Origin of the sequence: Viridibacillus sp. NPDC096237 (assembly GCF_050278625.1) — a bacterium.
GTDB lineage: Bacteria > Bacillota > Bacilli > Bacillales_A > Planococcaceae > Viridibacillus.
Genome location: NZ_JBNNTI010000069.1, coordinates 1 through 10,703 on the forward strand (window position 1 = coordinate 1; position 10,703 = coordinate 10,703).

Annotated in this window: 11 protein-coding genes and 2 pseudogenes; 7 read left to right on the forward strand and 6 right to left on the reverse strand. The window is 35.2% G+C overall.

Translation table 11 applies throughout. The annotated features are described in order from the left end of the window. Window positions 1-321 precede the first annotated feature (321 nt). Window positions 322-483: a hypothetical protein gene (locus ACQKMD_RS20760; RefSeq protein ID WP_427754372.1), complete on the forward strand. Its 162-nt coding sequence runs from the start codon at window positions 322-324 to the stop codon at window positions 481-483. Beyond that, window positions 435-991: pseudogene (locus tag ACQKMD_RS20765) on the forward strand (IS110 family transposase); the annotation flags it as partial. The gene ACQKMD_RS20760 and the pseudogene ACQKMD_RS20765, both read left to right, overlap by 49 nt. 250 nt (window positions 992-1,241) lie before the next feature. Here the strand turns inward: ACQKMD_RS20765 and bioF are convergent. The 6 genes and pseudogenes from bioF to ACQKMD_RS20795 form a co-directional block, all read right to left on the reverse strand. Further along, window positions 1,242-2,411, reverse strand: coding sequence for an 8-amino-7-oxononanoate synthase (gene bioF, locus ACQKMD_RS20770; protein WP_427754373.1), 1,170 nt, complete (start codon window positions 2,409-2,411; stop codon window positions 1,242-1,244). A 3-nt stretch (window positions 2,412-2,414) separates the two neighbouring features. Then, entirely contained in the window at window positions 2,415-3,146 is a 732-nt protein-coding gene (bioW, locus tag ACQKMD_RS20775; protein WP_427754374.1) for a 6-carboxyhexanoate--CoA ligase, read from the reverse strand. After that, on the reverse strand, window positions 3,127-3,627 hold the full coding sequence (locus tag ACQKMD_RS20780; protein WP_427754376.1) for a hypothetical protein: 501 nt from the start codon (window positions 3,625-3,627) through the stop codon (window positions 3,127-3,129). The genes bioW and ACQKMD_RS20780 overlap by 20 nt, the downstream gene beginning before the upstream one ends. Window positions 3,628-3,811: 184 nt before the next feature. Next, window positions 3,812-3,959, reverse strand: a pseudogene (locus ACQKMD_RS20785) (IS30 family transposase); the annotation flags it as partial. A gap of 168 nt (window positions 3,960-4,127) precedes the next feature. Then, window positions 4,128-4,430 (reverse strand): hypothetical protein, encoded by a 303-nt coding sequence (locus tag ACQKMD_RS20790; protein WP_427754378.1) that lies wholly within the window; start codon window positions 4,428-4,430, stop codon window positions 4,128-4,130. Window positions 4,431-4,731: 301 nt separating this feature from the next. After that, on the reverse strand, window positions 4,732-5,562 hold the full coding sequence (locus ACQKMD_RS20795; protein WP_427754380.1) for a GNAT family N-acetyltransferase: 831 nt from the start codon (window positions 5,560-5,562) through the stop codon (window positions 4,732-4,734). A gap of 1,022 nt (window positions 5,563-6,584) precedes the next feature. Here ACQKMD_RS20795 and ACQKMD_RS20800 point away from each other — a divergent pair. Genes ACQKMD_RS20800 through ACQKMD_RS20820 form a run of 5 tightly spaced genes read left to right on the forward strand, consistent with a single transcriptional unit; the run spans window position 6,585 to window position 10,521 of the window. Continuing rightward, on the forward strand, window positions 6,585-7,739 hold the full coding sequence (locus ACQKMD_RS20800; protein ID WP_427754381.1) for an aminotransferase class V-fold PLP-dependent enzyme: 1,155 nt from the start codon (window positions 6,585-6,587) through the stop codon (window positions 7,737-7,739). Then, a complete protein-coding gene (locus ACQKMD_RS20805; protein ID WP_427754383.1) occupies window positions 7,736-8,431 on the forward strand; it encodes a hypothetical protein in 696 nt (231 codons plus the stop codon). Before ACQKMD_RS20800 ends, ACQKMD_RS20805 begins: the two co-directional genes overlap by 4 nt. A 24-nt stretch (window positions 8,432-8,455) precedes the next feature. Further along, entirely contained in the window at window positions 8,456-8,845 is a 390-nt protein-coding gene (locus ACQKMD_RS20810) for an NUDIX hydrolase (RefSeq protein WP_427754384.1), read from the forward strand. Further along, complete coding sequence (locus ACQKMD_RS20815) at window positions 8,842-9,756, forward strand: DMT family transporter (protein ID WP_427754386.1); 915 nt, start codon at window positions 8,842-8,844, stop codon at window positions 9,754-9,756. The genes ACQKMD_RS20810 and ACQKMD_RS20815 overlap by 4 nt, the downstream gene beginning before the upstream one ends. Before the next feature lie 27 nt (window positions 9,757-9,783). Then, window positions 9,784-10,521: an HAD family hydrolase gene (locus tag ACQKMD_RS20820; protein WP_427754388.1), complete on the forward strand. Its 738-nt coding sequence runs from the start codon at window positions 9,784-9,786 to the stop codon at window positions 10,519-10,521. The last annotated feature ends 182 nt before the right edge of the window (window positions 10,522-10,703 follow it).

Below are 10,703 nucleotides of genomic sequence, written 5' to 3' on the forward strand. Positions count from 1 at the left end.
TAAATGTTCTCCGATTCCTCATTTTTTTCATTATACATAAGAGTACCCTATAGAGCAGACCTTTTTTAAGTGTCTACTCTATAGGGTACATTTTACAATCTGGTTGACTCTTTTTTATTCAATTTATAGATTGATAGTAGCCGGGGTAGAACGGACCTGCCCGTGGGACTTGATCCCGACAACTAAACTGTTCGCCCTCTACTTGTTAACACATGATTAGGCTGGTTGGGACATTACGATCCCGTATAACAAGCGAAGATATGAATAACAAGCTAGATAGAGGTTACCGGTCAATCCATATACATGAGGAGGAGATAAATTATGAATCCAGTAGTAGGTCTGGATGTCGCAAAAGGTGAAAGTCAGGTTCAAATGTTCTTGGATAAAAAGATGCCCTATAAAAACAGTGTGAAGATTGAACATACGGAACGGAACGCAACCCATTTCAGTCAACGCTTTATCAAAGCCTTCTCATCAGTCTGAATATGTATATTGATTTACTTCAAGCGTACCGCCAACAACTTTCTACGTTAGAGCGTGAGATTGATCAATTGGCGGCACAACTCGAAGAATATGAATTAATCCAGTCACTTCCCGGTATAGGTGAAAAAATCGCAGCCACGATACTTTCAGAAGTTGGGGAATTTGAGCGGTTTAATCATCCAAAAAAGTTAGTAGCCTTTGCAGGACTAGACCCAAGTGTGTTTGAATCAGGGCGCTTTAAAGGCACAAAAAATCACATTACCAAACGTGGCTCAGCTAGACTTCGTCACATGCTTTACACAGCGTCCGTTGTTCAATTCGAGATAGCCGTAAAAAGAAAACAACAGATGAAACCATTGCACGAAATAAACGATTACGAGCCTTCTACGATTTAAAACGTGAAGAAGGTAAACCGTATAAAGTAGCTATTATTGCTTGTGCTAATAAGCTTTTACACTGGATTTATGCGATTTTAAAAACGAAAACACCGTTCCAAGAAACTATTTAGTTACAGTATTTTAAAATAAAACAAAATCCTTCCAAATCAAATTCGGAGGATTATTTATCTTGTGCTTTTTAGTATAATATGAAGTGTTTTTCGATTAAAAATGTTTTCCTTGACATTCTATTAGCTGGTTTAGTTGATATTTATCCAACAATCACATCATGCTCCGTATTTGTTACAACTGTTTCCTGGTTTGTTTTGACACCGTTGTTCTTTATCTAACAAAACCGCTAAAACTTGATTTTAAGACACTTTATACAACACCTATTTCTTTTCCTATTTTCTTAATTTTATTTATGACCGTATTAAGCTGCTCTATTGTATGTGTAGCCATCACTGTGATCCGCAACCGGCTTGACCCTTTCGGCACGGTTGGTGGTCGAATCGCTGGAATAAAGACACCTTCATCCATAAGTTTCTCAGAAAATTGCATAGCTTCATGGGAATCACCAATAAGAAGAGATATAATTGGTGTCTCTCCTTCCCTAACTATAAAACCAGATTCCTCTAAAATCAAACGTAAATACTGAGCATTTTTCAGCAATTGATCCCTTCGTTCGGGCTCATTCTGTATAATTGCAATTCCTTCTCGCGCTGCTTCAATCGCACTTGGAGATAAACCTGTTTGGAAAATAAATGATCTGGCGTTATTAAGTAAATAGTTCTTTCCAATTGACGAGGTCGCCACAAAACCACCCTCTGCACCAATCGCTTTACTTAACGTGCCTACTGTAAAATCAATCTCATCTTTCAAACCAAAATAATCAGCAGTACCACGACCATCACTTCCTAAGACACCTGTCGCATGTGCATCATCAACCATTATGTAAGCATTGTATTTCTTTGCTAGCGCAACTATTTCTGGAAGTGGAGCAATATCACCATCCATACTAAAGACGCCATCCGTCACAATTAACTTCTTTCCATCCCCACATGATTTCCTCAATTTACGCTCTAAATCCACCATATCCGCATGTTCATAAACAATTGTTTTTGCTTGACTAAGACGACAACCATCTATGATACTCGCATGATTCCAGGCATCAGAAAATATAATATCCCCTTCCTTCATTACACCTGAAATCATGCCAATGTTTGCTAGGTAACCACTGCTGAAAACAATCGCTGCTTCAGTTTCTTTCAAATCTGCAATTTCGCATTCAAGCTGTTCATGAATAACGAAATTTCCGGTTATTAATCTCGAACCACCAGCCCCTGTACCGTATTTACTAATGCCTTCAGATGCTTTCTTTCTCAACCGAATATCTGTTGCAAGGCCTAAATAGTTATTAGATGAAAATAGCAAGAATTTCTTACCATTCATGATTACCTTGCTCTCATTTCCAGTTGAAAACGCACGTAACTTCCTTTTCAATCCTTGCTCTTCTATTAACTGTAGTTCCCGATGAAACCAATGATCCATTTTTTAATCCCTCCTAATGAGAACTGGTACTCTTTCTAAATAGTTTATATAAGATTCTAGTACAACTTCATCTGACACAAAAAAAATACGCCCTCCGCTCTCACAGCCTTCCATTTTTAACGGAATAATTCTGACATAACCAATGTCATGATTACTTACATATCCAGTCACGTAATCTGGATCATCGGACCAACATAATTCTGCAATCGTAAACTGAGAATTGGCTACTTTGGACGCCAGAGCCAGCGCTTCACGAACACGCTCATTAAGGTTCCCCTCAGCATCTTGCCAATCGATTCGTGATACACGGACCCCTTTTTGCCCCCGATCGTCAAGCCGTAAGCCTGTTTTACTATTGAGAATGATGGCCCCTCGGAGATTTTGATTACTACCAAGTAGATAAAAAGCAACATCTAGCGCATGTTTCGAAACACCTACAGAAGTTAGTATCTTTCTCGCTTCACTCCGCCCATCTTCAATTGAAACCGTTTCAACTGTCGTAATTTCCAACGGTGGCATATACAGTATCCGATCACATGCTATTTTCTCAACGGTAATTTGAATAAAATCAGCATCTCCACGTGGATGATTGCTTGCTTTATTCAATAGCTGTGTCACAATTGTCTCTATCTGAGATTTACTTCCTATCCTTTCACCACCAGATACATGCTTTTCCCCTAGTTCAGGACTACTTTCAGCCGCACGCATTCGAATACTATAATACGCTTTTAACATGATTATTACCTGCCACTTTCCTATTTATTGTATGTAACATTTTCGTTATGGGATAAACACAAATAGCCGTGATCACCATGCCTGGAATCGCCAAAAATAATAGCGGTAAAAATGGGGTCCCTAACGTAAAAGCCAAACCAAATCTAGCAACCATTGTTCCAATTGGTCCTGCCACAACAAGTACCGGAATCGAGCTCCCAAATAAAACAATAATTAGACCAACAGTCAATCGAAAAATTAATGAGATTTCAACATTTAAGATTGAGTGTATACCTAGTAAAAATAATATTAAACTTGCAATGATCCCCGCAAGAAAATATCGTTTAAATCCGAACACCACTGCAATCGCAACAGCAATGGGTGCTGATAATTGAAATTCAGAACCAGGAATACCTGTTGGAATTTTAAACATTCCTGTAACGATAATAAGACAAGCTAATAATGAAATCTGGGTAAGATCACATGTAGAAAACTTGCGCATAATTATACTCCTCCATTTTACTTTTTAAATAATTTTCACATAATTACCAGACAAAACCCCACAATTTACCTTGTTTCCTGCTATTCCCCAAAAATTAAGTTAACCTTAATAAATAATAAGTTAACACAAATTTCAATTGGAAGGTAGATAAATATAATAGAATATTTTTTTGTGTGATAGTTTGTCAAATTAAGCGCAACACTTGCTCCTTAAAACATTCGTGTAGTTTTCCAGCCTAAGCATTTTCTTGGTCGATTGTTGATTAAGGCAAGTGCTTCTTTTAATTCATTTTCTGTTACTTGCCCTAAGTCCGTTTTCTTCGGAAAGAATTCGATTCGAATAACCCAGTTCAAGTAAAGTTTCTATTTTCGCACGTTCTGATATGGTAAGATGTTTATAGCTCATAACAGCACCCCCGTGATTTGTATTGTGTAGGAACTTTCATTTTACACGGTGTTGCTATGAGCTTCTTTATGTTGTCTTAGGTGTTGCACTTAATATTACAATTCGTCATTTATTAAAAATTTTTTAGCTGCATTTATCAAGTCACCTCCCCCAGCCGTTATCGTGATAATATCTGCATATTTTACAGATTCTGTAACGCTTGGGAAATGGAGCATTATTAAAACATCTTCTGTTGTTGCACCTGACCTTGCGCATTTTTTGTAAAAAACAGACTTTTTCAAAATTTGCTGACTCAGGCCTCTATAATATTCAACAAATCCTGGGTCCAAAAAAAGAACACCGATACCAACAGTAAGAGAATCACCGATGGCCAGATAACGTAAAAGATTGAAGTCCATATTTCACCTCAAATGATTAGTTGTACTCTTATAGTATTCAAATCAGTTACGATTCGAAAATATTGGTTTGTCATTCAGCCAGGCATGATGGACAACTCCCCTTTTGATGGAAGGAACATATATCGTTAATTCAATAAAAAAAAGGCTTCACTCCCTCTTGAAGTAAAGCCCCGTTAGCTTAAGTACAATTTTTCACAAATTTTTATAACTTTGATTTACTGAAATAACTCAAATAAAAAGAAGCTTCGCAAAAACAACAGGATTATTTACGAGAAATAGGATATAAAAAAGCACGTAAAAATCACTCAAAAAGGAAATAATACCCTATATAATTAAATACATTTCTGAATCCTATATTTTCTGCAACTGCAATAGACGGCTTATTCACCTCCATACAATCCCAAATCGGAACCAGATTACTTTCCAAGCAATCTTTTACAACACTATGGGCTAATTTTTGAGCTAATTTTTTTCCTTGATACTCCTCTAAAGTTTCAATACTTATACAGTGTACATTTCCAACGACAAAACCTGAAAAACAAACACTTACAATTTCATTTTTGTAAACAATACAATAACCAATACCATCATTAAAGAAACTCTCAGGTGATGCCCAAAACTCTAAAATTTTGGAGTGTAAAAATTCAATGTTTTTTATTGGACCATCATTATTATCAAAGAAAGTATCAGAGATTTTTACAACTTCATATCCTTGTTCAATAGCAGGTTCATTGGTAGCTTTATAATCAACTTTATGTACCTCATAAACCCGCTGATTCCAGCTTCCTAACTTACGGTGTTCAAACACTTTTTCGATAGTCTTATTCCATTTTGTGTGGTTACCAATTCCTTCAAAGCAATTTAATCGGACTTTCTTTGCTTCTGGTATGATCACTCTATCAATAAAATTGTTTAATTCATTATTAAACGCTTCATTTTCTGCATTTCCAATAAAGAGAAATCCATCATTATTCCCTAACCAAACGAATCCAGAGGTAGGGGTAACGCTATTATCTACAAATACACGACCAGGATTAACACCTTCAATTACCGCTTTTATTTCCAATTGCCCCTTTTCATTTACTATATCTCTACACTTATAAAAATCACTTTTATTTAATTCAGAAATCATACGATATTTCTCCTCCCTAAACATTTCTAATCTAATTCTACCACAATTAACAATATATCCCTTATTAAACTAAACTCCCCCGTTAGCCATCCATGCAGTACAAAATAGTCCTGCACCACAGAGAATGAAAATGGTTAGTGGAGTCAATACTAATAGTCTACCGAAAACAATAGTCTTATTAATGTCCGCTCTCCTCTTTTTTTAACGATTAGGCAAGGGTCTTCTTAAGTATTGTCATTTTTCTTTTCTTGAAGAAATTAATTTTCATGGTAGTTCAATAAAGAAAAAAGAGCTGCCTATGCAACTCAATAATCTTCAAGTAAAGCACCCCGGTAGTTTAAGTACATTACTTCACAAGCGTAACATAAATCCCAAATTTGTTGCCGTTAAAATAGCGATTACTGAAGATACTATATCCTTATAAACCAATTACTTGAACTTCAAATATAGACTAGCGAGGCATATACAAAACGCATTTTAAATTATATATATCCCGCTCTGTTTTTTATGTACGGGATTGTTTAAAATGAATTATTTTTAACTAATAATTCCGCAACTTGCTATATAAAAAAATGCGCATAAATTTTATGCACAATATATTTGACAGCAGAATACATTTGCATTAAATTTAAAATATACCAAAACAGATTAAAGTTGTAATACTGCAAAGAGGAGCCTTTAAAATGGAATTTAATGATAGATGTTTTTTAAATTGTCAATGGATCTATTGGATAGGCCGCAAAGTTAGTACTGGCAACTGATTACCCTGTTTAATTGGGTGCGAAAGTTGAGTCCTTATAAATCCACTAGTTTTTATAAGTATAATTTTTATGAAAAAAACATTGCATTTTCGCTTTAAAAGTGGAAAAATAGTAATTGTTGGTAATTAATATACATTTTCATCCATAAATCCGAATATTGTTTGTTCGTTTTTTTGAAAATGTACACCTTTATAGATGTTTATTTATTTTCACTTCGATATATATAGGTGTAGTTATTCTTTGGAAAAGGGGGTGGAGAGCATGTTAGAAATTATTCGTAGAGAACTTCCGATGATTTCGACTCAAGCTTATTTTAATACAGGTGGAGCTGGTCTTATCCCTAAATGTGTATGTAATACCATTATGGAAGAATTAAATTACGAATTTGAAAGGGGACGAGTGAATCAAGGGCAAAGAAAGAGATTCCAATCGTATTTGGAGATGGTACGTCAAGGGTTGTCCTCAATTATTCATGCAAAACCGTCTGAAGTAGCTATAACAAACAATACAACTGATGGGGTTAACGTAGTTCTGTGGGGTTTACATTTAAAACAAGGGGATGAAATTTTAACAACTAATAGTGAACATTTGGGTGCGTTAGCTGGTTTATCTACTTTGAGTAGACAGAAAAGGGTTAACGTTCGATTTTATAAACCTGAGAATTATGTGTTTGATCTTCATGTCTTTTTTTCATTGGTTACGACACGAACGAGAGTTATTGTTATTTCTCATGTGTTTTGGGCGACTGGGTGTATTATTCCTATCCAAGAAATTTGCAGGTATGCACATGAACGAGGAATTGCTGTTCTAGTAGACGGAGCGCAAGCAGTAGGTGCTATGCCGGTAGATGTAAAAGAGTTGGATGTGGATTTTTATGTATTCCCAGCACATAAATGGTTACATGGTCCAGAAGGTATCGGTGCGTTGTATATTAAAGAGTCTATGTTGGACATTGTTAATCAAACGTTTGTTGGAAATGCATCGTTTAATGAACATGATGGGACTATTTATTATTTTCCTTCTGAAGGAAGTAGGAGATTTGAGATTGGTACACGATTTCGTCCTTCTATTCATGGATTTGAAGCAGGATTAACGTGGCTTTGCAAGGAAATCGGGATAGATACTATTTTTTCTATGATTCAAGCAAATATGAATATGCTAAGAGAAAAAATTATCGAAGAAACGCCATTTCGTCCTATAGTGATGGAAACTGCTAGTTTACTAACTCTTCCCTTACCAGAAAGATTGAATTGTAAAAGTGTTACAAAACAATTAGAAATAGAGAATATTTTTGTTAGAGAGATCAAAGAATTAAATGCCATACGTATATCGGTTAGTTTTTTTCTTACTACCGATCATATAGAAGCACTACTCTATCAACTAAAACAAATAACTTTAAAGGAGCGAGTTCAATGATTAAAGAAAAAGTAGCTGTATTATTCACAGGTGGTCGCGATTCATCATTAGTAGCATGTCTAGAGGCGTTACAAGGGAAAGAAGTTCATTTATTAACATGTAACAGTGGTATTGGGATTAAGAGTGAGTTATCTGAAATCCGAGTAGAAGAATTAAAAAATCGTTTTCCAGAACAAATTGTCGGTCGTACGGTATTACCTACATATGGATTATTTAGAAGTGTTGCAATTTCTAATTTGGAAGAAGATTTTAAACGCTGGGGAGTTAATCTTGTGTTATTAGGAGATAAATTAGCTATTCACGCAGCTGCAACAGTGTATTGTCTACAAAATGGGATTACACTCATCGTAGATGGATGTGTAGGTTACCAAAAAGATTTAGCAGAACAGAAAGATGTATCTATTGAGATTTTACGTGCGTTTGAAGAAAAGTATGGTATTACATATGAATGTCCTATTTATCATTTTGGCAACCAAGATGATGTGAAATATGCATTATTAACAATTGGTTTATCTTCAAAATCATTAGAGGGAGTGTCTGTGTTTGGAGATGCATTTAGTGAGCCAACTGACCAAATGGTAGAGGAGTATATGAATGATAAACTTCCGATTTGTCATAATCACGTGACTCTTATGACAGACACTATGAATGTTGTTGAGACATTTAAATATAAACAGTCTGTTTTAGGATAGGAGAAATTAGGAGCTGTAGATATTATGATTCGAAAAATTGGGGCAGCAATAGTAAAAGATAATCAGTTATTAGTAGTAAGTAAGAAGAAATCTCCTGACTATTATATGTTACCCGGAGGTAAGCTTGAAGATGGAGAAACAGATTTAGAAGCATTGAAGAGGGAACTAAAGGAAGAATTGCAGTTGGAGATTATATCAAGTATTTTGTTAGGTAATTTTGAAACAAAGTCTATGTTGGAAACGGAATCCATGTTTTTAACAGTGTATATTGTAGAAATAAATGGTGAACCAACACCAGATAACGAAATTGGGGCATATAAATGGATTCCTATCGACACACAAGAGTCAGAATATTTCGGAACAGGGATTACTAAGTTTACATTACCTGCTTTACGTAAGGAAATAACATTATGATCAAAGTAAATTCTAAGACAGGAACATGGGCTGCACTTGTCGGGGGTATTGTGTTTGGAGTAAATTCTAATGTTGTAAAAGTAGCAAATAATGTGGGATTAACAACGTTGGATTTACTTATTTATCAATTTGGATTTGCTATTCTTTATTTTATCTGTAGGTTCCTGTTTGCTAACAAGAAGAACAGGATTTCACAACCATATATACTGTTAGTTAAGAATCCTTACAATTGGATAGCAGGGATTACGACTGTATTAACAGGACTGTTTTATTATAACTCTATTCAATTAACAGATCCGAGTATCGCATCATTAGGTTTATTTCAATACCCTTGGATTCTTTTTCTGTTTGGTATTCTATTTAACAAAGAGCGTGTAGTAGGCAAGCATATAGTAGCAATTATATTATTATGGCTGGGGACTACTTTGTTAATCGGTGGAACGTTAGCACATGTGACTGTACCAGGATTGCTTTATGGATTTGCAGCAGGCATATCATTTGCGACAAATTTATTTAGTTTGCAAAAGATAACAGATCATCCGTTTACGAAAGTTTTTGTCTTCTTTATTGCTACGATCCTTGTTTTGGTTTTCTGTTTGGGGCAGTATGAGAAATTACATCTCTTTACAGTAGATGCCTTGTCATTTGGACTTATTACAGCAATTTTAGGACAGATTTTAGCGTTTGAACTTTTGTCCTATGCTGCGAAAAATGTGAGTTCTATTTTAATGGCTACATTAACGACAACTGAATTACCAGTGGCAATGTTATTAACATGGTTTATCTGGGGACCAATTCCTAATTTTATGCGTATTTCAGGATTGGCAATCATGGTAATGGCTATCTTATGGCTTAAATTTGAACAGTCACGACCAGTCGCAGTTTCTATAAAGAAAGAAGTTAGTTCATAAATATTCTGGAATAAAGGAGAAAGCACCATGTTACAAGATATAAAACTAGTGCTCTTTGACTTGGATAATACCTTGTTTTCGTTTGAAAATTATTGGATACAAGCTACTAAAAGTACTTTTTTTCAGTCTAGTATTACGAAGTATTTACCATTTGAGGAGTTTTTCTCTTACTATCGACATTATGACTATCACTTTTGGGAGTTACACCATCAGGGACATATTTCTTTGGATGAAGTGAGACAGCAACGTCTTATTTATACACTTAAACATTTCGATCAGGAGATTAGTGTAGAAGAGGCGGATACTTATTTCCGTGAGTTCTTTAGTCAGCTCATTCATTTAGTGAAGCCAGAAGAGACAGTTAATGAGTACCTTCGAGAGTTAAAGAAAAATTATCAAGTTGGTATTATCACAAATGGAAAAGTTAATGAACAACGATCTAAGATCATAAAATTACATTTGCATAAAGTGTTTACTGAAAGGGAAATCTTTATTTCAGAGGAGATAGGGGTTGAAAAACCACAACAAGAAGCTTTTCATATACCACTCTTACAGTATGGAATTGAGCCAGCTCAAGCTGTATATGTAGGTGATTCTTGGAATAATGATATAGTGGGTGCGATCAATGCAGGAATGTCCGCCATCTGGATTAATCCAAAGGGAAACAAACCGTCAAGTGAGCACAAACCGTTATTTATGACAGAGAATATAGTGACATTGAAAGAAACATGGATGTCCTTGCAGACATATAGAATGAAAAACTAAAATTTTAAATCAAGACAATGTTCACTAATGATATTAAGTAAGTATCATTATGGTTCACTTTTCTGATTTAAATAAAAAGAAGAGCCTTGAACTGACCTAGCGTTTTGGGACACACATAAAACACCTTCATTAGGCTATCTTTCTTCCGAATTCTCTCGGCGAAAGGTAGCCTAATTTTTCTT